Raw genomic sequence first — 25,226 nt, 5'->3', positions numbered from 1 at the left:
CTGCGAGCGAATCATCAGGCACAGTGCGGTGGAGCCTCATGCCGTCGCCGACCGCAGGGAGGTGACGGCATGAGCGAGGTACGCAGCCTGGCGACCGCGGGCCTGACCAAGGCGTTCGGCGGTGTGGTGGCGCTCGACGGTGCCACCGTCGAGTTCCGGCACGGCCAGGTCAACGCGCTGATCGGGCCCAACGGGTCGGGCAAGACGACGTTCTTCAACTGCGTCACCGGGATGATCCGTCCGGACAGCGGGCAGACGACCTACCGGGGGCGGGACATCACCCGTAAGGCGCCGCACGCCATCGTCCGCGCCGGCGTGGGGCGTACCTTCCAGCTGTGCCGGGTGTTCCCCCGGATGTCGGCGCTGGACAACGTGCTCGCCGCGGTCCGCCCGGCCGGCCTGACCGGCCAGCTGCGCGGCGCTCGCGCCCGGGCGGAGGTCGACCGGGCCCGGGGCTGGCTCACCCGCCTCGGCATCGAGCACCTGGCCGACGTGGAGGCCCGCAACATGTCGTGGGGCCAGCAGAAGCTGCTGGAACTCGCCGGCGTGCTGATGAGCGACCCGGAGACCGTACTGCTCGACGAGCCGGCCGGCGGCGTCAACCCGGCGCTGCTGGACCGGATCGGCTCCCTGGTCCGCGAGCTCAACGCCGAGGGAAGGACCTTCGTGATCGTCGAGCACAACATGGACCTGGTGATGAGTGTCAGTGACCACATCGTGGTGTTCGACCGCGGCCGCCCGATCGCCGAGGGCCCGCCGTCGCTCATCCGCTCCGACGAACGCGTGCTGGGGGCCTACCTTGGCGTCTGAAATCGAACTCGTCGACATCCAGGCCGGCTACGGGCGCGCGGCGCCGGTGCTGCGCGGCCTGACCGTCTCGGTGCCGGCCGGCCAGATCGTCTGCCTCGTCGGGCCCAACGGCGCCGGCAAGTCGACCGTCCTCAAGGTCGCCAGCGGGCTGCTCAAGCCGCGTTCCGGGCGGATCCTCGTCGGGGGCGTGGACGTGACCGGTCAGGGCCCGCAGCGGATGCTCGCCTCGGGGGTCGCGCACGTCCTGCAGGGGCACAGCGTCTTCCGCGAGATGACGGTGGCCGAGAACGTGCTTCTGGGCGGTTACACCCTGAAAGACAAGGCGCTCATCGCCGAACGGACGGCCTTCGTCAAGGAGGTCTTCCCCGTCGTCGCGCAGCGCTGGAACTCCCTGGCCGGGCTGCTCTCCGGCGGCCAGCAGAAGCAGGTGGAGTTCGCCCGGTCGCTCATGGTCAACCCCAAGGTCGTGCTCCTCGACGAACCGTCCATGGGCCTGGACCCGAAGGCCACCACCACGGTCTTCGAACAGGTCGTGCGGATGCGCGACGCCGGCACGGCGGTGCTGCTGGTGGAGCAGAACGCCCGGCGGGCGCTCGAGACGGCAGACCTCGGCTGCGTGCTCGACCTCGGGCGCGTGCACATCTCCGGGCCGGCGGCACAGCTGCTGGCCGACCCCCAACTCGGCGAGCTCTACCTCGGCGGCCGGCCCGCCGAGCCACCGGTCTCGCCCAAGCGGTAACACCCTCAGGTACAGCGGCACAACCAGGCAGTTCGAATGCACGCACGTAAGCGCTTCCGAAAGCGGTTGCGTCCCCCCGCTCGCAACGCGAAATGAGGTGTACGCGATGACCACAGCCAGACGGGCCGTCGTCGCCACCGCCGCCCTGCTGGCGGCCGGTGTGCTGGCGGGCGCCGGGGCACCCCCGGCGCAGGCGGACCGGAACCACCCGCGCGACGTCCACCCGCACCTGCGATCGAACCTGGTCGCCTTCTACGACTTCGACCACCCTGTGGAGGGCGACGCCGCGCTCGAGCGCGACCAGGGCCGCTCCGGCACCGAGATCGAGCTCGTCAACGGCGGCCCCGACATGCGGGTGGCCGAGCACGCCTACCCGGGCAGCGGCAACGCGTTGCAGACCCGGCAGGTCAACCCAGCCGCGGCCGGCAACGACGACTGGAAGGCCGGCATCTGGTCGGCGAGCGGCGTACGTACCCTGCGCGCGTTCAGCGGGGTCGAGGGCACCACGGTGATGGGCTGGTTCAAGCGGGAGATGGACGGCCCGGCGCTGAACTCCACCACCGGCAACCCGGCTGACCGGTTCAACGCGATCGGGCTGGCCGGCGTGCTGACCGGCGACTCCGACGGCCACGGCGTCCGAGCGCTGCTCGAACTGATCGACGTCAACGGGGAACTGCGCCTGGTCGCGCTCGGCCGGCGCCTCGACGGCGGCAATTCGCAGACCTTCGCCGCGAGCGAGGACTGGCGCACCCTGCTGCCGAAGGGGGAGTGGGTGCACCTCGCCGCCACCTTCGACTTCACCACCGGCGCCATGGCCCTCTACCGCAACGGCCAGCCGGTGGACGGCTTCTACACCCGTACCGACGACCTGTGGCTCGTGTCGGGGCCCGGCCCGCACGTGACCACCGCCTCCGACCCCCGGGGCATCAAGATCGGCGGGAGCTTCCCGCAGGACACGCTGGAGCGGAACCCGTGCGACTGCCGCATGGACGCCCTGATGTTCCTCGACAGCGTCGCCTCGGCGACCGACGTCGAGAAGCAATACCGCTACATGGCTCGCTGACCACCCTCGGCACCGTCCCCACCGAGAAGGAGACCCGCGTGCGCAGTATCGGCAACATCCGCAGATCCGCGCTGACGGCCGGACTCACGGTCGCCACCCTCGTCCTGTCCACCCTGGTGTCCGGCCCCGCGCGGGCCGCCGACCCGGTCTTAGACCCGGTCCGCGAGATGCCCACCCAGTCCCGGCTCGGGCTGGTCCTCTCCGAGTACGTCAGCTTCCCCCAGTCGTTCCCCAACCCGGCCCCGGTCGACCAGCGGCTCATGCGGACCGCCCGGATCAACACCATCATGGAGTTGCCCGACGGCTCCGGCCGCCGCGCCGTACCCGACCTCAACGGCAACTTGTACCTCGTCAAGGATGGCGTGCCGCACGTTTACCTCGACGTGGCCGCGACCTTCGCGCCACAGTTCTTCTCCGGCCGCGGGCTCGGGCAGGGCTTCGGCTACGTGGCGTTCCACCCGGAGTTCGGCACCAACGGCCGGTTCTACACCATCCACACGGAACAGGCCTCGCTAACGACCAAGGTGCCGGACTACGCCCAGACGAACGTCCTCTTTCACGGTGTCATCACCGAGTGGACGGCCACCGACCCGGCCGCCGACACGTTCGGCGGCAGCCGGCGCGAGGTGCTGCGGATCGGCTTCGGCGGCCAGGTCCACGGCATTCAGGAGATCAACTTCAACCCCACGGCGAAGCCCGGCCAGAGCGACTACGGGCTGCTCCACCTCGCCGTCGGCGACGGCGGTCTCGGCGTCCGCAACACCGACCCGCAGAACCTGGCCATGCCGCACGGCAAGCTGCTGCGGATCGACCCGCACGGCACCAACTCCGCCAACGGGAAGTACGGCATCCCGGCCGACAACCCGTTCGTCGGCCAGGCCGGCGCGCTCGGCGAGATCTACGCGGTGGGCTTCCGCGACCCGCACCGGTTCAGCTGGGACCCGGCCACCGGCCGGATGTTCCTCGGCCACATCGGCGAGCACGCCATTGAGGCGATCTACGAGGTGCGCGCCGGCGACAACTTCGGTTGGAGCGAGCGGGAAGGGGCGTTCCGGTTCGACAAGACGGCCACGAACCCCTGCAACAAGCTCTACCCGCTGCCCGCCGACGACGCGCAGTACGGCTACACGTACCCGGTGGCCGCGTACGACCACAACCCGGCACCGGGGTGGAACTGCACCTCGGACGTGGGTGTCGCGGTGGCCGGCGGGTTCGTCTACCGCGGCAACGAGCTGCCCGCGCTGAAGGGCAAGTACGTCTTCGGTGACCTCGTCGACGGTCAGGTCCTCTACACCGAGGCGCACGAGATGCGCCGGGGTGCCGGCCTGGCGCCGATCCACCGGCTGGCCCTGTTCAACGCGGCCGGCAGCCCGGTGCGGATGCAGGACCTCTCCGGCCCGGGCGCGCCGGGCAACCCGGAGCGGGTCGACCTGCGCTTCGGCACCGACGCCGCGGGGGAGCTCTACATCCTCGCCAAGGCCAACGGGAAGATCTGGAAGGTCACCGACACCCAGGAGTTCGCCAGCGGCGACGTCGGCAAGACCAGGCTCCACAAGCCCTCGGGCCCGGACAGCTGGGCGCCGGTGACCCCGTCGAAGTGGCAGTTCGACAAGGACGAGGTGATCCTCGCCGAGGCGGGCGACAGCCGGCCGGGTCCGCGCCGTCCGTTCGAGTACGCGGTCGTGACCGACGGGCCGGAGTGGTCCTCGGCGGAGATCGAGGCGGACGTGCGGTTGGACACGCCGGTGGAGGTCAGCAACCGGGACGTGATCATCGTGTTCGGCTGGCGCTCGGACACGGAGTTCTACTACGCCCACGTCTCCACCGACAACACGATCCTGCCGCACAACGGCATCTTCAAGGTCAACAACGCCGACCGGCAGCGCATCGACTACCAGTGGAACGGGCGGTCCCGCGGCGCCAACCCGGCGGTCACCGACGCCGACTGGCACAAGGTGCGGGTCGTGCACCTGCCGGCCACCGGGGAGATCGCGGTGTACGTCGACGGCCGCAAGGACCCGCTGATGACCGCGAAGGACACCACGTTCGGCTCCGGGCGGGTCGGGTTCGGCTCGTTCGACAACGTCGGCCGGCTGCGTCACCTGACGGTGACCGGCGCGCCGGCCTGAGTCCAACCCGGCGGGGGCGGCGGCAACGTCGCCGTCCCCGCCGGCGGTCCCCGGGGAGACCGGGACGAGGTTTGCGGCACCCGGAGGAGTCGGGTGCCGGAGGAAGCGCCTACCTGGAGGGTGAGACGATGACGGCACGTGTCCCGATCGGGATCGTCATGAACGGCGTGACCGGGCGGATGGGCTACCGGCAGCACCTGGTCCGGTCCCTGCTGGCGATCCGTGCGCAGGGCGGCGTACCGTTGGGCGGCGGCGGCTGGCTCTGGCCGGAGCTCGTCCTGGTGGGGCGCAACGAGGCCAAGCTGCGCGACGTCGCGGCCCGGCACGGGCTGACCGACTGGACCACCGACCTCACCGCCGCGCTGGCCCGCCCGGACGTCTCGATCTACTTCGACGCCCAGGTCACCAGCGAGCGGGAGAAGGCGATCGGCCTGGCCATCGAGGCGGGCAAGCACATCTACACCGAGAAGCCGATCGCCACCACCCTCTCCGGCGCGGTCGATCTGGCCCGGGCCGCCGACGCGGCTGGCGTGCGGCACGGCGTCGTGCAGGACAAGCTCTTCCTGCCCGGCCTGCGCAAGCTCGACCGGCTGGTGCGGGGCGGGTTCTTCGGCCGCATCCTGTCGGTGCGCGGCGAGTTCGGCTACTGGGTCTTCGAGGGAGACTGGCAGGAGGCCCAGCGCCCGAGCTGGAACTACCGGGCCGCCGACGGCGGCGGCATCGTGGTCGACATGTTCCCGCACTGGCACTACGTGCTGGAGCAGATCTTCGCCCCGGTGCGGGCGGTCACCGCGCACGTCACGACCCACATCCCGCGACGCTGGGACGAGGACGGCCAGCCCTACGAGGCGACCGCCGACGACGCCGCGTACGGCATCTTCGAACTCGACGGCGGCATCGTGGCGCAGATCAACTCGTCCTGGGCCGTCCGGGTCAACCGGGACGAGCTGGTCGAGTTCCAGGTCGACGGCACCGAGGGCAGCGCGGTCGCCGGGCTGCGCGGCTGCCGCGTACAGCACCGGGCCACGACCCCGAAGCCGGTCTGGAACCCCGACCTGCCGTCCAGCGACGACTTCCGGGCCCAGTGGCAGGAGGTGCCGGACAACGAGGTGTACGACAACGGGTTCAAGGCGCAGTGGGAGATGTTCCTGCGGCACGTCGCCGAGGACGCCCCGTACACCTGGGACCTGTGGTCCGGCGCGCGCGGCGTGCAGCTGGCCGAGCTGGGCCTGCGGTCGGCGCGCGAGGGCCGGCGCCTCGAGGTGGCGGAGCTGTCCTCGTGAGCACCACCGTCACCCTGCCCGACGGGCCCCTCGCCCTCTCCGGCGCCGGGCGCGAGCACGCCGCGCCCGGCGCCCGCTTCACCAGCCGGATCGCGTACGCCGCCGCGCACGTCGTCGCCGACCCGGGGGCGGAGAACGTGCCGGGTGCGCCCGCCGCCGTGGACTGGGATGCGACGCTCGCGTTCCGCCGGCACCTCTGGTCGTACGGGTTCGGTGTGGCCGAGGCCATGGACACCGCCCAGCGGGGCATGGGTCTGGATTACCCGACCGCGCGCGAGCTGGTGCGACGTTCGGCGCGTGCGGCTCGGGCCGAGGGCGGCGCGATCTGCGCGGGCGTCGCCACCGACCAGCTGCCGGCGGGTCCGGCCACCCTCGACGAGATCCGCAAGGCGTACGCCGAACAACTCGCCGACGCGCAGGACGCCGGGGCCCGGCCGGTGCTCATGTGCAGCCGGCACCTGGCCGCGGCGGCCCGCTCGGCCGAGGAGTACCTCGACGTCTACGGCCGGCTGCTCGACGAGGCGGGCGGCCCGGTCGTGCTGCACTGGTTGGGCCCTGCGTTCGACCCGGCCCTCGCCAGCTACTGGGGCGACCCCGATCCCGCGCGGGCCGCCGACACGGTGGCCGCGCTGATCGGCGCGCACACCGGCAAGGTCGACGGCATCAAGCTGTCGCTGCTCGACGAGGACTTCGAGGTCGCGCTGCGCCGGCGGCTGCCGCCCGGGGTGCGGCTCTACACCGGCGACGACTTCAACTACCCGGCCCTGATCCGCGGCGACGGCGAGGGCCACTCCGACGCGCTGCTCGGCGTGCTGGCCGCCATCGCGCCGCCGGCCGCGGCGGCGCTGCGCGCGCTCGACGCCGGCGACCTGGCGACGTACGAGGAGATCCTCGCGCCCACGCTGCCGCTGGCCCGGCACCTGTTCGGCGCACCGACGTTCTACTACAAGACCGGCATCGTGTTCCTGGCCTGGCTCGCCGGCCACCAGGACCACTTCACCATGGTCGGCGGCCTCCAGTCCGGACGGTCGCCGGTGCACCTGGCCCGGCTGATCCGGCTCGCCGACGCGGCCGGGCTGCTGCCCGACGCCGAGCTGGCCGCGCACCGGGCGCGGTCGTTCATGACCACCGTGGGGGTGACGCAGTGAAGCGGTTCGCGCTGAACTCGGCCACCACGAAGCGGTGGCCGCTGCCGGAACTCGTCGCGGGCTGCGTCGACGCCGGGGTCTCCGGGGTGGGGCTGTGGCGCGAGGACCTGGCCGCGTACGGCATCGAGCAGGCCGCGGCGCGCGTGCGCGACGCCGGCCTCACCGTCACCTCGCTGTGCCGGGGCGGGTTCTTCGACGCCCCCGGGTGGTTCGACGAGAACCGGCGGGCGATCGACGAGGCGGCGGCGGTCGGCGCGCCGGTGCTGGTGCTGGTCTCCGGGGGGCTGCCGGCCGACAGCCGGGACCTCGACGTCGCCCGGGCGCACGTCGGCGAGGCGCTCGGGGCGCTCGTGCCGCACGCCCTCGCCGCGGGCGTACGACTCGCCGTCGAGCCGCTGCATCCGATGTTCTGCTCCGACCGGTGCGTGGTCGCGAGCCTCGGCCAGGCCCTCGACCTGGCCGACCCGTACCCGCCGGAGGCGGTCGGCGTCGTCGTCGACACCTACCACCTCTGGTGGGACGACCAGGTGTGGGCGCAGATCGCTCGGGCCGGGCGGGAGAACCGGATCGCCTGCTTCCAGGTGGCCGACTGGGTGACGCCGCTGCCGGCCGGGGTGTTGCTCGGCCGGGGGTTGCCCGGCACCGGCTGCGTCGAGCTGCGCCGCTTCCGGGAGGCCGTGGACGCCGCCGGGTACGCCGGCCCGATCGAGGTGGAGGTCTTCGCCGAGGAGGTGTGGTCGCGTCCGGGCCGCGAGGTGCTGGACGAGGCGGTCGCCGGCTACCTCGCCCACGTGGCCTGAGCGCCGCCGATCGGCGCGGCGCCGCCCCGGCCGTCACGCATCCATTGATACAGGGCTGCGGTGGCGGTACCGCCACCAGGGCACGCGCCTCGCACCTTTCAAACAACGCTAGGGCAGGTTGGCGGTGAGTTCTTCGCGCCACTGCGCGAAGCGTTTGCGCATCTCGCAGATGTGGGCGGGGTCGGCGTTGTAGGCGGCGAAACGCCGGTCCGGGTAGCGCTCCAACATTCCGAACAGGTCCGCCAGGACGCGCCGGTCGAACCCCGCGTCGGACTGTTCGGCCAGCTCGCACAGCCGCGTCCGGGTGTAGCGACCGGTAATGAGGGCCGCGTCGATGTCCAGGAAGTCCCGAGGCTCGGCTCGCGTGTACAGGGCGGACATCTTGCCCGCGACGACGTCGTCGGCGTGCAGCACTGGCCCGACGTCCATCATCACCGGCGGCAACGCGCGCCAGTTGGCCGCCAGCTCGACCTTGTACGGATGCTCAGGTTGAGCGGGATCGGTGACCGCGAGCCGGGCGAAGGTGTCGAACCGCTGCGTCACCTCGACGGATTACCCGCCGTCGCGGTAGCCGTAGACGACGGCGTCCACTGCTGCGGCGAACTCGCCACGTCGCTCCCACGCCGTGAACAGGTCGATGTCCTTGCTCGGCCGGTCCAGGATGCCGTGGGCCTGAACGGCGTAGCCGCTGGCCAACGCGAACCCGTAGCGGGCAGCGACCCGCAGTCCGATCTCCGCCAGGCGGAGGTGAACTTGATCCACTCCTACCCGGCCAGCGCCTGGGGCGGCGTGGTCAGCTCGGGAAAGCGTGCCTGCCACAACGCCCGCAGCCGGGCCGGGAGCCACAAGCTTGGCCACAAGCGGCGCACAGTCGGGCCGTGCAACCACCGGCACAGGTCCGCGACCGAATCAGCCTGAAGTTGGAGTGCGACGGTCCCGGCTGGCCCCGTGTCCTGCTGAGTGAGTTCGCTCCCGCGCTCGGGGAGCGGGGTATTGCGGAGGTGGAGCGACTGGTCGCCGAGCGGGCACTCACCGCCGACCGGCAGTCGTGGACCGGTGCGTTCGCGGTGCGTGACCTGCGCGAGCAGCTCGCCGAGGTGTCGGGCGACGTCGACCGGTATGTCACCGTGCTGGCCGAGCACCTGGCCAGTGCCGTGCAGTACCAACGGATCGCCGAGGCGCTACGTGCCGCTGGGCGCCGGGACGATGCGGTCGACTGGGCCCGGCGGGGCGTGGCCGCCAACGAGGGCTCGCCGTACATGGACCGGCTCCGTGACGTCCTGGTCGACATGCTCGTCGCCGCCGGTGACACGCAGGGTGCTGTGCGGGTCCGGCGGGAGGAGTTCGCCCGGCATCCCACCGCCATGGCGTACCGATCGCTGGTCGACACAGTGGCGGTGGTCGGTGGGGACGATCCAAAGGGGTGGGCCGTGGGGGTGCTGCGCGAGCGGGTCGCCCAGCAGCCGGCGTGCGCCTCGGAGCTGGTCGATGTGCTGTTGGCGGTGGGCCGTGACGACGAGGCCTGGCACGAAGCCCTGCACCATCGGCGGTCGATCGGTGGGGCGCAGTGGCAGACTCTGCTCGAGCGACGGGCCGTGACGTATCCGGCGGAGGTGATCCAGCCGTACCGGGACCTACGTCGAGCAGGCGATCCTCAACTCGGCCGACAAGCGGCGCTACCGGCGGGCCGTCGCCCTACTACCGGCGCTGGGGGCGGTGTACCAGGCGACCGGAGAACCCGCAGCGTTCCCGCGGTACCTGGCGGAACTGCGCATCGAGCACAAACGCCGACCGACGTTTCTCAAGACACTCGACGCCGCTGGGCTGTAGCTCCCGGCCTTCCGATCTCGTCCACGGAGCGGAATGCCACACCATTGCGGCGGTCCCGTACCCGTAGATAAACAAGCCGGCAGCTTCACGGCCTGTGGGGTACCAAACTGGGTCAAGGTCGCTGAACTGGGTGAACGCGATGCCTTGCATCGTGGGCGATGATCGTGATCGTAGGATTTCGTCCGCTGTATCTCGTGTTCTGCCGGGTCGCCGGTTGGCTGATCCTGTTCACCCGGACACCGTCGGCCAAGGAGGTGGAGATCCTTGTCCTGCGCCACGAGAACGCGGTCCTGCGACGGCAGCATCCGAGGCCACGACTGGACTGGGCGGACCGAGCTGTCCTCGCGGCCTTGATCCGGCACCTGCCCCGGGTGTTGCGGGCGCGCCGGCTCGTCACTCTGCGGTGAGGCGGCGGTGACGGAATGGTCGCATCGGCACTCCCATCGAGGGATGGAGGGAAATCAGTAAAAAGACTTTCCTGATTGATGAAGCTAAGCCGATCACCTTCTGCGGTCAAGAGCTGACTTGGCACGCTCGTCCGGGCGTGACCGTCACACTCCCGCGGTGTCGACGTCGCGGTCACCGGCGCCGCCCGGTGCGTACGGATCTACTGCACTCAGCGGGCGTTGACCCGGTACGGCTACGCCCTATTCGAGCTCGGCGTCTTCGGCCGCTGGCGGCCGTACCCAGCCACATGGGGGATTGTGAGGGCGTTACCGGGTGGTAACGATGTCATGTCATGGACTCAGCCTTGACCCTGATCGGACTGCCCATCGCCCTCGGCATCATCATGCTCGGCCTGGGTCTCGGACTGACCATCGAGGACTTTCGCCGGGTAGCTCAACACCCGAAGGCCGCCGCCATCGCGCTGGTGTGCCAGGTGCTGGTGCTGCCGGCGCTCTGCTTCGGCCTAGTTCTCGCCTTCAACCTACCGCCGGAACTGGCCGTCGGGATGATGCTGCTGGCCGCTTCCCCCGGCGGCACGACGGCCAACCTCTACAGCCACCTGTTCGGCGGGCACGTGGCCCTGAACATCACCCTGACCGCCATCAACTCAGTGCTCGCCCTGTTCTCCCTGCCGATCGTGGTCAACCTGTCGGCGGGGCACTTCCTGGCCGACGGGAGGAGCGTCGGCCTACAGTTCGACAAGGTGCTGCAGGTGTTCGCCATCGTGCTCATCCCGGTCGCGATCGGCATGCTGATCCGGGCCCGGGTGCCCCGCGTCGCCGAACGCCTGAACCGCCCGGTACGGACCTTGTCCATCGTCGTGCTCGTCGCGGTGATCGCCGGCGCCGTGCTTGGCGAACGCGAGAACATTGCCGACTATTTCGTCTCGGTCGGCCTGGCCGTGCTCGCGTTCAACCTGCTGAGCCTCGCGATCGGATACGGATTGCCTCGGTTGGCCGGGGTCGATCGGAGCGCCGCGACGGCGGCCGGGTTCGAGATCGGCATCCACAACAGCACCCTGGCCATCACGATCGCGCTCAACCCGGCACTGCTCAACAGCACCCAGATGGCGATCCCGGGGGCCGTCTACGGCATCGTCATGTTCTTCACCGCGGCGGCCTTCGGCTACCTCGTGACCCGCGTCGGCACCCGGTCCGCCACCACCTGAGGCGGGTCCGCCACAACCTGAGGCACTGACTGACCGGTGTCCGCTCGTGGCGACCTCTTCGGCGAGCCCGAAGAGGTCACCAAACAGCTAGAGTTGTGTGAGCTTCAAGGTCTGGCCGATCGTCATCGGTGGTGGGGCACTGGTCCGTGTGGCCCCTCGGACACAAACCATTACCAGCGGATCGCGACGACGATCACCTCGGGCGGGAAACGGAACCCAGCGAACGCCGACTTCGGCGGCGACCAGGAACCACGACGCGATAGCTTCACCGGTCAAGCCTGCCTCGCCCCCTGTCCGCAGGCAACGCAACACCCCCATCGAGATCGGTCAGGTCGGCGACGTCGCCGCGACCCAGTGGCTTCGCCAATTGCCGGCCAGCATCGACGGGTGGGCGGGCGGGAAGCCCGCCGCTGAGAGGAAACTCGGATCACGCAGGAACGGGCCGATCGCGGCGAGCGCGGCACCGATCGACTCGTACTCGATGCGCTTCTGAATCTCGCTCACCACCCAGGCCTGCTCGTCGGCGGTCGTGTCGTCCGCGTTCCACCAGTCCTCGAGCAGTGATGCGAACCGCTGCGCGTCGACCAAGGCGAGTTGGGCGAGGGCATGGGCTCGCGACCACTCGAACCTGTCCGCCGTCACGATCGCAGCCAGATCGTCGGCGTTCAGGTACTGCTGCACGAAGTCGCGATCCCGGGCCATCGCCGAAACCCAGGCACAGCGCAGCCCAAACGGCTTGTAGATGCTCTTGACGTACCGGTTGGACCATCCGCCCTCGCACACATCCTCGCCGTTCAGGTCGCAGTGTGTCGGTCGCAGCCGGCAGAGGAGCCATCCGATGGCGGGCTTCCGCTCGGTCCACGGATAGGTCGCCGACTCACGTTTGTAGAGCGTCAGGTACTCGCTCTTGTCGCTTTCGGGCGTCGGCATGATGACCGAACCGGTTGGTGCGAATGTGTCCTCGACGCCGACACCACCGCTCACCCGGCCGGTGCGCCGGACTCTGAGCCACAACTTGAGCTCGTTCGCCGCGGCGACCCGGGCTTCGGGATGGTCAGAACCGCCGATGCGGCTCAGGAGCGCCGTCACATGCTCGTCGAACCTGTCTCCGGTCAACGGAGCCTCGGCCGGTATGCGGCATGCCTCGAGGAGTTGGCGGGCGTCGGCCCAGTAGTGCTTCCAGGTGGCCAGATGCCGGACGGCGAACTCTGGGCGTGCGGCGCAGATGGCGTATGTGTCGTTCCGGAGTGACCCCCACTTCGGGTCGTCGATGTCGAAGTCGTCGACGTTCGCCACCGCGGCCGTCAGTTCCGCGCCCCGATCGAAGGCCGGTCCCTGCTCGTCGGCGACGATCGCCACTGCACCAAGCAACGCGGCCCGTTCGTTGGAGATGATCGAGACGTCGTGCAAGAGGTACTTCGTGTCGTGCTCCCAGAACCGAGCCGACAGCGTCGCCTTCAGCAGGTTCAGGTCTTGTGCCGCGTGCAGGGCGATGAGGTGGTCGGCCACCAGTCGGTGGACGAACTGAAGCCGTCGGGGTCCGCCGATCAGCAGGTTGCTGTAGTCCTCGAGCTGGTAGGCCAGGTCCCGGTCGCCGCCCAGCGCCTCGACGAACTGCCGATGCGTGAACGGTCCGGGGCTGCGGCCCTTGCCGAGGTTCCAGGCCGCGACTCCGGCCGCGTCGAGCAGGTCGTCGACGACGCGCTCGGGGTTCTGCAGACCCCGGTCCCGCCAGCTCCCCTCGCACAGCGTCCGGGTGATGACTGGAACCAGCGAACTCGTGCTCGACCAGGATGTGGCCTCGGACCACGTTCGTTCGGTGTCGCTTGCCGCAGCCATCGCCGCCAGATTGATCAGAAGCAGATTGTCGTCGAGATGCCCCCGCTCGATCCGCTTGACAACCGTTGGCGCGTCAGCGGCTCCGACCCGGTCGGCGACGATGCTGCGGATCTGCTCGGCATCCGGCCGGGCCAGGCTGATCGCCGTGACGTCGAGTGGCGACTCCAACGGCCCCGGGCGCCCGGCCAGCACGAAGTTGCCGACCCGCTCATGACGCCAGCGCACGAGACATTGCAGGAACACGCGCCTGCGGCCGGTGCTCTCCCGGGTTCCATCAGTCTCGTCGATCCCGTCGATCAGCAGCTGAACGCCCCCCGACGCCACGTCGGCGAGCAGCGCGTCCCGCAGCTCCAGGCTGTCCGGCGCTACCGCGTTGACCACGGCCCGCTCGAAGTCCTCGGAGCTTGGCAGGCTCGGTAGTTGGACGGCGATGTCCCACCAGTGCATCCAGACCGGAATCACGGTTGCGGCGCTAGCCAGTTCCACGGTTGCCACGGCCAGCGCCACCGTCTTCCCGGTGCCGGCGTGGCCGGTCACCGACAGCGGTCCCCGGCCCGTGGTAATCCACTCGGCGACGGAGGAGCCGTCGGACAGCAGTACCCGCACCGGCTGGGACGGCAGTAAAGGGTGTGTGTCGATCACCCGGCGAGCCCGGGTCGCGGCGAGCGCACGGACCGCGTCCTCGGACGAGACGTGCCCGATCATCCGCTGCATCGGTGCGGCGGCCGCGGTGCCCTGGAGCGCGGCAAGACGGTTGTCCCAGCCGTTTATCCGGGCTCCGAGCAGCCGAAGATGGTCTGCCAGCTTGTCGACCTGCGTACGGTTGCGTTCCGCGTCGAACTGCACCGCCAGGTAGGCCAGCGCTCCACCGCGGAGGCGGTTGGCCTCGACATCGGCGACGAACTCCGAGAGCCATTGCCGAGCCAGCGTCTCGTCGTCGATGGTGACGCCGAGCTCCTCCTCGAGGGAGTCCAGCGGGCTGGTCGGCCCCCACGTCGCATCGAGACCCTCGACATCGCTGCGCATGAGCGCGATCTGAGCGATCATAATCGCCCCGATCTGCAGCAACATCGGCTGTCCGGGGTCGAATGTGGGGGAGGCCTGCCGCACATCGGCCTGGTGCAGGAGAACGTCGATGGCCCGATCGTTCGCCGGGCTGCCCGGGTCCAGGCCGACGGCCACCTGCAGCGCCCGTCGTAGCGACTCGGTCAGGGAGCCGCTGAGCTCCTTCTCGTACGGGTCGCCGCGGAAGAGACGCCGTCCGAAATCCCAGGCGCTGTCCTCGGCACGGCGGCGAATTTGGTCGGCGAGGAACCCGGCAATGGCGATGGAGATCGGGTCGGCCATGCCGGCAATTCTTCCACCCGACGTCGAGATCCTCAGGGCAGCAACTTCGCCGCCAGACGGTTCAGGTGGGTGCTGGGGGCGCCGAACAGCTGAGTGGACGCGAATGCGTTGCGCAGGTAGGGGTGGGCGTCGTGCTCCCGGGTGATGACCAGGCCGCCGTGCATCTGCACCATCTCGCCGACTATTGCCTGGAGGGCCTCGGAGCAGCACTGTGTTCGAAGTGCTAGCGCGGGCCTGACGCGCCCCGACATTCAGTTCGCCACGATGCGCGACCTTGTTCGCATCCTATGACTCGGTTCCGCTGGGTGAGGCGGCGGTGATCCGACCTCGGGGAGCAGTTCGGGAGCGTCAGGGACCGACTGGCTTAAGCCCGGACTGGTCACGACGAATCCGGTAGACCCGGCACCACATGACCGACCGCCTGCGGAACCGGCATCGGCGAAGGCGACCGGTGGCAGCGGGGTTCGAGACCCGGATCGGGGGAGCGGGTTGGGAGCATCAGGGTGCCCTGAACGGCCTTGAACCGCGCCCAACGGCACCGAACGGCGCTCAACTGCACCCACGCCCACCTGCAGCTTCATGTTTCTGCAGGTCAGAGTCGGTGCAGCGTCCTGTTTCACACCGAAGAGGTCACTGGTTCGATCCCAGTATCGCCCACCGTGAATATAGGCAGGTAGAAAGCCCGTCACCGGTTCGGCCGGTAACCGGCTTTCGCCCTTCTGCCCCTTAAATTGGGAGCAGGTTGGGAGGACGGCGTCAGGCTGCGGTGTCCGACCGCGCTGAGCCGCCCGGCCAAGGTACTGGATTACCGGTCCATCCGGGCCGGTCGGATACTGGAGAAGCCGGTCGCACGTCGCAGGGTTCGACTCGGTCTACCTGACGACGGCTTCCGTGACGGGGGTTAACCGCAGATCGCGTACCGCCTCCTGCGCCTGGGTGCGAGGCGTGCCGCAGCCGGTCGCCGGCAGGCCGGGACGGCTCCATCGGCCTGCGCGTCAAGGAGCAGCAGGTTCGGCACCCAGGGCATCTCCAGAGTGCAAGCTTCAACCGTGAGGCTCTCGTCGGGCAAACGCAGCGCGAGCAGTGCGGTCAGATCGGTGGCCCGGCTCTCGGTGACGACCATGTCCTGACCGGCGTCAGCACGCCGCTTGACATCGAGCTGGCAGTAAACCGCCGCCGTCGCCGCGAAGCCGGTATCCAAGCGCGGCAGGGTCAAGGCATCCGGAGCATGCCCGGCGAACTCCATCGGCGCCGTGCTGTGCTGCCCCACACTCATCGGTGACCCCGGCGGTTGCAGCTCGCCGAGGATGCGGGCGCGTTGTTCGGCGTACTCCGCCGTACCGCCTGAGCCAGTGACCTGGGTGATCGGTAGTGCGTGATGGGTTGAAAAGTCAACTTCAGTCAATCGGTCGACGCCTGCTGCGGGTAGCCCCGCAAGGTGTTGTGCGGGATCATGTTCCTGCTCTACACCGCGATCCCGTGGGAGTACCTGCCCAGGAGCTGGGCTTCGGCTCAGGGATGACCTGTTGGCGCCGGTTGCGGGACTGGAAAGACGCCGGGGTATGGCAACAGCTGCATGCGGTGCTGCTGGGCAAGCTGCGGGCCGCCGGGCAGTTGGACATGTCCCAGGCGGTGATCGACGGCTCCCACGTGTGGGCGCTCAAGGACGGCCCAAAGCCGGTCCGAGCCCGGTCGACCGCTGCAAGCCAGGCTCGAAACACCACGTCATCACCGACGCGGGCGGCATCCCCCTCGCCGTCAGCCCAGCTCATGCCCCTGGTCAACATGGTCCCCCGAATCAAGGGCATCCGCGGCCGCCCCGGCAGCGACCCGAGCGTCTCTACGCCGACCGGGGCTACGACTACGACTGCTACCGCCGTGAGTTGCGGGCCAAGGGCATCACACCCGGTCATCGCCCGACGCGGCATCGACCACGGCTCCAGCCTTGGCACCCGACGGGTGGGTCGTCGAGCAGACCATCGCCCTGCTGCACTGGTTCCGCCGCCTACGCATCCGCTGGGAGATCCGCGACGACATCCACCAAGCCTTCCTCACCCTCGCCTGCGCCATCAACTGCTGGCGCCGACTCCAACACTCAAAGAGTTAAGGAGCCGTTACCAGCCTGAGTCGGGGTGCCCTCGCTGCGGCCGGTCGATCAATACGTGTAGGACGGCGAAGTCGGCCGCGCCGTGGAACAGCGGGTTCGCCGAGCACTCCTGGCAGCTGCACGACCAAGTCGACCACAAGGGCTTCGGCCTGCAACCGATGCCGAGGGCGGCACGTGTTAACAGCGCCTCCCGGCCAGTGGCCGGGATCGACATGGGGAGGGATCGTGCAATTGACTACGCCGCCGCGCCTCGACGAGCCACCGCCGCCAGGCGCCGGGCGGGAATCACTCGAGATCGACTTCGATGAGTTCTACCAGGCCCACTTCCGGAGGATAACGGTGCAACTATGCGCGTACACCGGCGACCTCGGGCAGGCCCAGGACCTGGTACAGGAGGCCTTCTGCCGGGCGTTTTCCCGGTGGCAGAAGATCGTCCGGTACGACGACCCGGCCGCCTGGGTCCGCAAGGTCGCCTGGAATCTGGCCACCAGCCGGTGGCGGCGGATGCGTACCGCCCAGCTCTTCCTGCGTCGTCAGCGCGAAGAGCACGTGCCCGGGCCCAGCCCGGATCGGGTCGCAATGGAGGCCGCACTTGCGGTCCTGCCCGCCAACCAGCGCCGGGCCGTCGTCCTGCACCACCTCGCCGATATGCCCGTCTCGGAGATCGCTCGTCAGGAGGGCGTGGCGGAAGGAACCGTCAAGTCCTGGTTGCACCGCGGCCGCACGGCGTTGGCCGCCCACCTGACCGAACGCAAGGAGGAGAAGAGCCGTGACTAACGAGGACACCTTCCTGGACACCCAATTCGCCGCCTACCGCAACGAGCTGATGGCCGACGTCACGCCGGCCGGCTCCCACGCCGTACGCACGACGGTGCGCCGCCGCCGCAAGGTCGCGGTCACGGCCGGAGCGGCGGTCGCCCTCGTCCTCATCGCAGGCCCGGCGGCCGGGTACGCCGCCCTCGGCCGTGGTCCGGCGCCGCCAGCGCCGGCCACCTCGACCGAGCCAACGCCGGGCACCACCCAGGCACCGTCGGTAAGCCCATCGGCGAGCGCTACGTCCAAGGCGCAGGCGGCCCCGGACGGGCGAATCAGCCGGGCTCAACTGCTCGCCGCGACGGTCGACCTGCCGGCATGGGCGAGCGACGCGCCCTGCGCGGACGCCGGCGCCCGGCTGTCCGACAAGGGCGTCCAGGACGGAGACAACTGGCTGACCACGGTCAAGTACGGGGACGTCGACCGGGACGGCGCCCAGGAGACCATAGCGATCATCCGGTGCGTCTACCTGCAGACGGGACAGTCCCAGGTTGTGGCGTTCGACCGGAACGACAGCGGGAATATCGTCACGCTCGGCCGGGTCGTCGCGACCGACCGGATCGTGGGCGCCCCCACGGCAGAGAAGATCGGCTGGATCTCCGGGATCGATCCGCGCGCCGATGGGAGCGTCCGGGTCAAGGTGGGCGACAGCGCACCGGGCGGCGGCGAATCGGCGGAGACAATCCAGTGGCAGTGGCGGAAGTACGAGTGGACCGGCGAGAGGTTCGAGCAGACCGGCGGCCCGACCACCTTCCCTGCCGCGAAGCAGGCTGACCTGCGGGTCACCGCCACGGACGTTACGTTCGGCGAGCCGACCGCCGACGGTACGCGGCACGGCAACACCACCGTCACGATCCACAACGCGGGACCCGCCGACGTGGACTACGCCTTCCTGTGGCTGAACTTCGGAGACAGTGACGTGCGCCAGGAGCGCGCGGGTTGGTCGGGCTGCCTGGAGGTGGGCCGCAACGACATCAAGCCCACCAAAATCACCTGCCTGCTAGGCAAGATGCGGGCCGGCGAGACGAAGACGCTGGTGCTCGGCCTCTTCCACCCAGGGCAGCTCGGCACCGTGTCGGGCACCGCTCAGGTGATGCGCCTGAACACCGAGCGCGACCCCGTGGACGACGCCAAGCAGACCGACAACGTGGTCACGTTCGCCCTTCGGTGAGCGGTTGCCTTCGACCACCGCTGACCGGTTAGAAAGGGCCCCCTCCTGTGCGGAAAGCGATAGGAGGGGGTCCTTCCGTTGTTTACGAGCTGCCGACGCGCCACCACCGCCCACACCTGCTTGCCCACCTCGGCCTCACCGCCGCCTACCTCACCGGCCCCCCGGCACGGCGCCGACGACCTGCTGTGGAAACGCATCGGCCACCAGCTGCCGTGGGTGGCCGCGTAAGGAAACGTGTACCCACTGGCTACGCCACACCACCCTCACCTGCGGTAGAACGCCACGTCGGCTACGGCCTCGCCCCCGCGTACGCCGGGACCGGCCGCCGCGGACCTGCCACCTCCATCACAGCCGATGAACAGAGTGCCCATGTTGGTCTGCGTCCAAGCTGTGCCCAGCGGCCGCCACAAGATTTTTAGTTGTCGCCACAAGCCGACGATGATCACGTGGCGGCCGTTCCCGTGCCTGCATACACGCCGAACAGCCCAAACCAGCCTGGCTGCATCACCGGCCATCTACATAACGAATCCATAGCGGCCACCGCGCTAGCGGGTGGCCTTGTCACGAATGGGCCGCACGTGCTGGAAGGCGACCAGCAGGGCGGTGACAAGGCCAGCCACCAGCAGGACCCTTATCACGTTGAACAGCACAATGTCGCCCGTGGAGTGGGGCGGGAAGATGTCCTTGACGAGCCAGCCGACGCCCATCCCCAGCCCCAGGCAGGCGTGCATCGCGGCCCGCAGGCGTGGAAAGGGCTGCGGGCGGCCGAAGATCCGGGGCACCGCCGTGCCGCCACGGCTCCTGGCGAGCAGTACGGCGGCGACGGCCAGGTTGGCCGCGGCGACCACGACGGCCAAGACCAGGTCCACGGATCCCATGGGCCACACGCTATCGCACGGATTCCCGCGGCCAGGGGCAGCTGAAGTTGAACTCCTCGTAGTGGATCGATGCGGCCGGCACGCCAATCCGGCGGAAGGCGCGGGACAGCGTCCACGTCATGTGCGACGGGCCAGCCGCTACCGCCGACGCGGGACCGTTCGTCCATCAATCGGCATCTACATAACGCAACCGGACTGTCGTACTGATGCTGATTGTGGAGCGCCCCTCTGAACGGCAGCCGCTGCCGCCCTTGTGGTGCCTGGCGAGGTGATCCAATCCCGATACCCGCGCATAGTGCCAATTATGTCCGTACCCCTAGCCTGTGGCCAGCCGGCCCGGCCGGAGACTCTCGACCCCAAGTAAACCAATACGGAGGCCGGGAACCGCGCAATGAGCGCCCTCCCCGCCTCCGCATTGAGCAGAGCGTCTTTAGTTCAGAGCAGGCCCCCCAGGAGCTCGCCGTCCGCGCTGGCGTACGCGTCGCTGTGTACACCGACGTCACCCGTGACGCTGTCGAGGCCGTGCACGGTGCCGCCGAGGTCGCCGGTCACGTCGCTGACCAGGCCGGTGGCGCCGTACGCCGTGCCGCCGAGGTCGCCGGTCACGTCGCTGACCAGGCCGGTGGCGCCGTACGCCGTGCCGCCGAGGTCGCCGGTCACGTCGCTGACCAGGCCGGTGGCGCCGTACGCCGTGCCGCCGAGGTCGCCGGTCACGTCGCTGACCAGGCCGGTGGCGCCGTACGCCGTGCCGCCGAGGTCGCCGGTCACGTCGCTGACCAGGCCGGTGGCGCCGTACGCCGTGCCGCCGAGGTCGCCGGTCACGTCGCTGACCAGGCCGGTGGCGCCGTACGCCGTGCCGCCGAGGTCGCCGGTCACGCCGCTGACGCCGAGTCCGCCGGCGGTGCTGTCGAGGGTGCCGCCCAGGTGGCCGGTCACGCCGCTGACGCCGAGTCCGCCGAGGGTGCTGGTCGCGCCGCTGAGCCCAAGTCCGTCGACGGTGGTGGCCGCGCTGACGCCGAGGCTGTCTTCGGAAAGCAAGGAGGTGATGCCCTGTACAGGAACGTAGTCGGAGACGAGCGGAACGATGTCCTGCACGTCGGCCGGGGTCACGTCGTTGAGGCCGGCGTTGTCCAGCGCCCCTTGCGGGTCCGCCTCGTACGCCGCTCGGGCGTCGACGTTCGTGAGCAGGCCGAATACGAAGTCCTGCAGGCTCTGCGGCGACACCAATCCAGCGGCTGCGCCCATCTCGGCGGTCGACCCCGCGCTGGCGGTGGAGTCCACGTTGATGGTCGCGCTCGTATCGGCGGTTGCCTCCGTGTTGCCGGTCCAGTCGGCAGCAGAGGTCGGGTTCACGTCGGCGGTCGAATTTGTGCTGGCGCTTGCACTCATGTTGCCGGTCTCCTCGATAGGTGTTGTTAGGACGTGTCAGACAACATCGCCCGGACCCGGGATCGACCGTAGGGCGTAGCGGCGGTATCGGACATCGGGGTTGCACCCCAGCCTTATTCGGCCGGGTTAGGGCATGGGTGGCGGTTGGCGTTAGGGGATTAGGGGCTCTTGCGACGAAATGCCGAGGGGTAGCGCCTGGATTAGGGCCGACAGCGGCTCGGCTTCCCATGACACTGGCGCTCGCCTGTCTGACGGGCGGCCCCGGGGCGATCGGCTGACAGACGATGACAGCCCGGAGGCCTTGCTACGAGGCCGTTGCGCCATGCCGGCTCATGGAAACCGCTTCGTGGCATCCGCTGGTAGCTCCGCCACTGGCCCGATGCGGCACGCAGGGGTGAGCCTGTAAGCCCTGAGGGCTCGGCCCATCGGTCTGACCCGCCGTCCGCGCGGCCGATGCACCGGCTGTTCTTACCGAACGGCTGCTTGCTGCTCTACACCAGCCGCTGCTTCATCTGGTCCCACGGGAGAGGGCTGCCGTCGTGCGCGGCAGCCGTGCGTGGATCTCGGCGACGTCGGAGCGGCACTCCCTCACGGTGACCATGTCTCGGTACAGGAAGGCGACGGTCGGATGCCGTCGGTGACTCGTTTACCGGTACCTGTGGGCCGGTTCGCGCCGGTTGCCGCGGTCGACTCGACGCAAGAGGTGCCGCGTATGCCTGGGTCGTTGACGTGCTGGTGATCGGCGGCGGGCTGGCGTTTGGCCGATGGTTGTTGCGCTTCAGCCGTCGGCGTCGATGTCCATTGGGAGGGGCTACTACCTCCGGCACGACGCAGGCATGACTCAATCCCCAGAGGGAGCTTCCATGCGTATCCGTCCACCGCTGGCCGTCGGGGCGGCCTTCGCCCTGGTCCTGACACTTAGTCCATCGGTCGCTTCGGCCGTAGTCGATGTTGGGTCATCCGGTGTCGAGCGGCTCGATGTCCGCCGTACGTCGGACCCGGTGCGGCCCACCGATGCCCAACTCGCCGCGGTACGCGAGTTGAGCGCCGTCGCGGGCGCCGGTACCCGGGTCAGCTGGGACCGGCGGTTCGGTACGCCTCGGACGATCCGCAAGGACGGAGGCTGGCTCACCGGCCCGCGCTCCGGGAATGCGATCGCGGTGGCTCGGTCCTTCATTGACGCCAACCGCGACGCGTTCGGCCTCACGGCGGTGGACGTCGCGTCGCTGACCGTCGTGCGGGACCACGAACTCGTCGGCACCGGCACGCACGTGGTGAACTTCGCGCAGACGTACGCCGGCTTGCCGGCGGTGCGCGGCGGGCGCCTCGGCGTGGCCGTGACCAGCGACGGGAAGGTCCTCTCCTACGCCGGCAACTCCGCCCGCGGCGGGGCTCTCAACGCAGTGCACAAGCTGTCCGCCGGCCAGGCAGTAGAGGGGGTGGCCGGCAAGCTCGCCTCTGGGGTGGCCTACACGGCGCAGCCGACCGGGCACCGTGCCGGCTTCGAGGTCTTCGCCAAGGGCCCCTTCGCCGGTGAGTCCTACGTGCAGAAGGCGGCGTTCCCCACCCGCGACGGCGCCCGACCCGCCTACCGCGTCCTGTTCATCAAGGGCCTCGACGAGGCGTGGGACACGGTCGTGGACGCGGCGACCGGGGAGACGCTGTACCAGGCGTCCCTGGTGGCGCGCGACGCCGAAGGTACCGTCTACGAGAACTACCCCGGAGCGCCGGCCGGCGGGGCCCCGGTCATCAAGTCGTTCGGGCCGACCGCCCAGTCGCCGTCGGGATACGTCGACCCCACCGGCCTGGCGGGTATCGCCGGGCCGACGACCTTCGGCAACAACGCCAACACGTACGCGAACTACTCGAACTTCCTGGTCCCCGCCGACCAGGGGCCGCGCCCGGTGAGCCCCACCGCCCAGTTCAACTACGCCTACGCCGCCAACTGGGCGCGCAGCAACGGGCAGACGCTGCCGCCGAGCTACGTCCAGGACCTCGACTCGGCGGCGACGAACTTGTTCTGGCACCACAACCGCATCCACGATGAGTTTCGGGCGCTGGGCTTCACCGAGTCCGGTGGCAACTTCCAGGCCAACAACGGCGCCAGCGGCGGTCAGGGCGGCGATCCGGTCCTCGGGCTGGTGCACGCCGGCGCGGCCAGCGGCGGTGCACCCACCTACACCGGGCGGGACAACGCCTACATGCTCACGTTGCCCGACGGCATCCCGGCGTGGAGCGGCATGTTCCTGTGGGAGCCGATCAACGACACCTTCGAGGGACCGTACTCGGACGGCAACTTCGACGCGTCAGTCATCGAGCACGAGTACGCGCACGGGTTGTCGAATCGGTACGTCAGCGGTGAGGACAACGCCCTCAACACCCACCAGTCCGGCTCCATGGGTGAGGGCTGGGGCGACTGGTACGCGCTGAACTACCTCTACGGCAAGAAACTCGCCACCACCGCAGTGGTCGGCCAGCACGCCACCGGCAACACCACACGCGGCATCCGCAACTGGAGCTACGACCAGAACCCCACCGGCTACGGCGACATCGGATACGACCTCGGCGGCGCCGAGGTCCACTCCGACGGCGAGATCTGGACGGCCACCCTGTGGGACCTGCGCAAGGCCCTCGTCGCCCGCTACGGCGAGGCGGCCGGTGGTGAGATGGCCGCGCGGCTGGTCACCGACGCGATGCCGCTGTCCCCGGCGGACCCGTCGTTCATCGACATGCGTGACGCCATCCGCACCGCGCTGGACAACCGCTACCACAGCAGGTCCGACTACGCCGCCCTGGTGGACACGGTCTACGGTGCCTTCGCCAAGCGGGGTCTGGGCCTGCACGCCGCCACCGACGGCGGCGACGACACCGACCCCACCCCGTCCTACGAGCACGTCAACCCGGCCCGTAACGGCACCCTGACCGGCACCGTCGTCAACGCCGCCACCGGCAAGCCGGTCCCCGGCGCCCGGATCATCCTCGGCGTGTTCGAAGCGCGGGTCACTCCGCTGCGGACCTCGTCCACCGACGGCGGGTTCTCCGCGCCGGTGTCCGCCGGCACCTACCCGGTGACCATCGCGGCCGAGGGTTTCGGCGCCCGCACCTTCCCGAGCGTGAAGGTCACCGCCGGTCAGACCTCGGCGTTGCGGTTCGCGCTGGCACCCAACCTGGCGTCCGCCGCCAACGGCGCCACCGTCGTCTCGGCCACCACGACCGGCGCCGGACGGCTGATCGACGACACCGAGGCCAGCAGTTGGAAGGCCACCCGGGGCGCCGGCAACGCCGTGATCAAACTGGCCGCGCCGGCGCAGATCTCGTCGGTCCAGGTCAGCGCCTTCACCACCTCCCGATTCGAAGGGCTGCGCGGGTTCACCCTGCAGACCTCCACCGACGGAACGAACTGGCAGACCGCCCTGACCCGGGCGGACGCGTTCGGCTACCAGACGCCGCGCCCCACCGCGCCCGACCTGCACTACAAGCAGTTCACCCTGTCGAAGCCGGTGCAGGCCCAGTACGTGCGGTTCTGGACCGACAGCGCGCTCGGCGAGACCAAGACGGACGTGCAGAGCGCCGAACTGCAGGTCTTTTCGAAGACCGCCACCGGGGTCGAGCCGCTGCCGCCGTCCCCGCCGGACGAACCGGTGACCGACACCGGGATGATCGTCGCGGGCAACCCGTCCACCGGCACGGCCGACGACGCCACCGGCGTGACGGCCACCGCATTCAAGACGGCCTGTGCCGTGCCCGTTGCACCGGCGCAGGGCGCGGACGGCTGGGTCACCAAGCTGCCCGACAGCTTCGGCGACGGCGCCCACGAGGCGCACGTGCACAGCGACACCGCCACCCCGTACGACTTCGACCTGTACTTCTACGACGAGTCATGCACCCTGCTCGGCTCGGCGGCCTCCTCGGCTGCCGACGAGACCGGCACGATCCCGAGCGGAACCCGATACGTACTCACCCAGCTGTGGCTGGGCGCCGCGGTCCCGTTCACCCTCACCGCAACCGACACCAAATGAACTGACCACACCTCCGCCAGACCCCCGGGGGTACGGGATGGTGGCCGCCGGACAGCCGGCCGCCACCATCCCTCCGGGCGGTCAGCGACAGAGGGCCCAGGCGAGCTTGCGCGCCGTTCCGCGCTGCCGCTTCCCGAAGGGGGCTGGATGCCGTGACACCAACGCGTACGAGGTGGGCCGGGCCCGCACACGCCGGCGCCCTCGTCTTACTGGCGGTGCTGTCCGGGGCGGTGCCCCCGACGGCGG

Annotated in this window: 17 protein-coding genes and 3 pseudogenes; 14 read left to right on the top strand and 6 right to left on the bottom strand. The window is 69.8% G+C overall.

What is annotated here, in order from left to right; genetic code table 11:
- Nucleotides 1-69 precede the first annotated feature (69 nt).
- The 7 genes from ACTMS9_RS28675 (at nt 70) to ACTMS9_RS28645 (ending at nt 7,972) form a co-directional block, all read left to right on the top strand.
- Nucleotides 70-810, top strand: a complete 741-nt coding sequence (locus ACTMS9_RS28675) for an ABC transporter ATP-binding protein (RefSeq protein WP_357915437.1) — start codon at nt 70-72, stop codon at nt 808-810.
- Nucleotides 800-1,549, top strand: a complete 750-nt coding sequence (locus ACTMS9_RS28670; protein ID WP_280838590.1) for an ABC transporter ATP-binding protein — start codon at nt 800-802, stop codon at nt 1,547-1,549. Before ACTMS9_RS28675 ends, ACTMS9_RS28670 begins: the two co-directional genes overlap by 11 nt.
- 106 nt (nt 1,550-1,655) lie before the next feature.
- On the top strand, nt 1,656-2,612 hold the full coding sequence (locus tag ACTMS9_RS28665; protein WP_441166461.1) for a LamG-like jellyroll fold domain-containing protein: 957 nt from the start codon (nt 1,656-1,658) through the stop codon (nt 2,610-2,612).
- Between the two features lie 38 nt (nt 2,613-2,650).
- Entirely contained in the window at nt 2,651-4,741 is a 2,091-nt protein-coding gene (locus ACTMS9_RS28660) for a PQQ-dependent sugar dehydrogenase (RefSeq protein WP_441166460.1), read from the top strand.
- Nucleotides 4,742-4,869: 128 nt separating this feature from the next.
- On the top strand, nt 4,870-6,024 hold the full coding sequence (locus tag ACTMS9_RS28655) for a Gfo/Idh/MocA family protein (RefSeq protein ID WP_280838593.1): 1,155 nt from the start codon (nt 4,870-4,872) through the stop codon (nt 6,022-6,024).
- On the top strand, nt 6,021-7,172 hold the full coding sequence (locus ACTMS9_RS28650) for a dihydrodipicolinate synthase family protein (protein WP_441149415.1): 1,152 nt from the start codon (nt 6,021-6,023) through the stop codon (nt 7,170-7,172). Before ACTMS9_RS28655 ends, ACTMS9_RS28650 begins: the two co-directional genes overlap by 4 nt.
- Entirely contained in the window at nt 7,169-7,972 is an 804-nt protein-coding gene (locus tag ACTMS9_RS28645) for a sugar phosphate isomerase/epimerase family protein (protein WP_280838595.1), read from the top strand. The genes ACTMS9_RS28650 and ACTMS9_RS28645 overlap by 4 nt, the downstream gene beginning before the upstream one ends.
- A 108-nt stretch (nt 7,973-8,080) precedes the next feature.
- Here the strand turns inward: ACTMS9_RS28645 and ACTMS9_RS28640 are convergent.
- Nucleotides 8,081-8,734 (bottom strand): annotated as a pseudogene (locus tag ACTMS9_RS28640) (nucleotidyl transferase AbiEii/AbiGii toxin family protein).
- Nucleotides 8,735-8,850: 116 nt separating this feature from the next.
- Between ACTMS9_RS28640 and ACTMS9_RS28635 the strand changes: the two are divergent.
- From ACTMS9_RS28635 to ACTMS9_RS28625, 3 genes and pseudogenes are all read left to right on the top strand, one after another.
- Complete coding sequence (locus tag ACTMS9_RS28635; RefSeq protein WP_441166459.1) at nt 8,851-9,873, top strand: hypothetical protein; 1,023 nt, start codon at nt 8,851-8,853, stop codon at nt 9,871-9,873.
- A gap of 87 nt (nt 9,874-9,960) precedes the next feature.
- Nucleotides 9,961-10,200, top strand: a pseudogene (locus ACTMS9_RS28630) (hypothetical protein); the annotation flags it as partial.
- A 341-nt stretch (nt 10,201-10,541) separates the two neighbouring features.
- The gene (locus ACTMS9_RS28625) at nt 10,542-11,417 is read left to right on the top strand and encodes a bile acid:sodium symporter family protein (RefSeq protein ID WP_441149417.1); all 876 of its coding nucleotides are present in this window, start codon (nt 10,542-10,544) and stop codon (nt 11,415-11,417) included.
- A 327-nt stretch (nt 11,418-11,744) separates the two neighbouring features.
- Here ACTMS9_RS28625 and ACTMS9_RS28620 read toward each other — a convergent pair whose 3' ends face one another.
- From ACTMS9_RS28620 to ACTMS9_RS28610, 3 genes are all read right to left on the bottom strand, one after another.
- Complete coding sequence (locus tag ACTMS9_RS28620; protein WP_441166458.1) at nt 11,745-14,603, bottom strand: hypothetical protein; 2,859 nt, start codon at nt 14,601-14,603, stop codon at nt 11,745-11,747.
- A 32-nt stretch (nt 14,604-14,635) separates the two neighbouring features.
- Nucleotides 14,636-14,854 (bottom strand): acyl-CoA dehydrogenase family protein, encoded by a 219-nt coding sequence (locus ACTMS9_RS28615; RefSeq protein WP_441149419.1) that lies wholly within the window; start codon nt 14,852-14,854, stop codon nt 14,636-14,638.
- A 650-nt stretch (nt 14,855-15,504) separates the two neighbouring features.
- Nucleotides 15,505-16,008 (bottom strand): hypothetical protein, encoded by a 504-nt coding sequence (locus tag ACTMS9_RS28610; RefSeq protein ID WP_441149420.1) that lies wholly within the window; start codon nt 16,006-16,008, stop codon nt 15,505-15,507.
- A 27-nt stretch (nt 16,009-16,035) separates the two neighbouring features.
- Here ACTMS9_RS28610 and ACTMS9_RS28605 point away from each other — a divergent pair.
- The 3 genes and pseudogenes from ACTMS9_RS28605 to ACTMS9_RS28595 form a co-directional block, all read left to right on the top strand.
- Nucleotides 16,036-16,710, top strand: a pseudogene (locus ACTMS9_RS28605) (IS5 family transposase); the annotation flags it as partial.
- A gap of 225 nt (nt 16,711-16,935) precedes the next feature.
- Complete coding sequence (locus tag ACTMS9_RS28600; protein WP_441149421.1) at nt 16,936-17,487, top strand: SigE family RNA polymerase sigma factor; 552 nt, start codon at nt 16,936-16,938, stop codon at nt 17,485-17,487.
- Between the two features lie 49 nt (nt 17,488-17,536).
- The gene (locus ACTMS9_RS28595) at nt 17,537-18,694 is read left to right on the top strand and encodes a hypothetical protein (protein ID WP_441166457.1); all 1,158 of its coding nucleotides are present in this window, start codon (nt 17,537-17,539) and stop codon (nt 18,692-18,694) included.
- A gap of 545 nt (nt 18,695-19,239) precedes the next feature.
- Here the strand turns inward: ACTMS9_RS28595 and ACTMS9_RS28590 are convergent.
- Both ACTMS9_RS28590 and ACTMS9_RS28585 read right to left on the bottom strand, forming a co-directional pair.
- Nucleotides 19,240-19,572 carry a hypothetical protein gene (locus tag ACTMS9_RS28590; RefSeq protein WP_441149423.1) on the bottom strand — a complete coding sequence of 111 codons (333 nt, stop codon included), beginning with the start codon at nt 19,570-19,572 and terminating at the stop codon, nt 19,240-19,242.
- A gap of 435 nt (nt 19,573-20,007) precedes the next feature.
- Nucleotides 20,008-20,961: an IniB N-terminal domain-containing protein gene (locus ACTMS9_RS28585; RefSeq protein WP_441166456.1), complete on the bottom strand. Its 954-nt coding sequence runs from the start codon at nt 20,959-20,961 to the stop codon at nt 20,008-20,010.
- A 1,001-nt stretch (nt 20,962-21,962) separates the two neighbouring features.
- Here ACTMS9_RS28585 and ACTMS9_RS28580 point away from each other — a divergent pair.
- A complete protein-coding gene (locus tag ACTMS9_RS28580) occupies nt 21,963-24,980 on the top strand; it encodes a M36 family metallopeptidase (protein ID WP_441166455.1) in 3,018 nt (1,005 codons plus the stop codon).
- Nucleotides 24,981-25,226: the final 246 nt, after the last annotated feature.

The organism is Micromonospora sp. L31 (assembly GCF_052068075.1).
Lineage (GTDB): Bacteria > Actinomycetota > Actinomycetes > Mycobacteriales > Micromonosporaceae > Micromonospora > Micromonospora purpureochromogenes.
The sequence above is the reverse complement of the archived record's forward strand: the minus strand, read 5'-3'. Positions and strand labels throughout refer to the sequence as shown.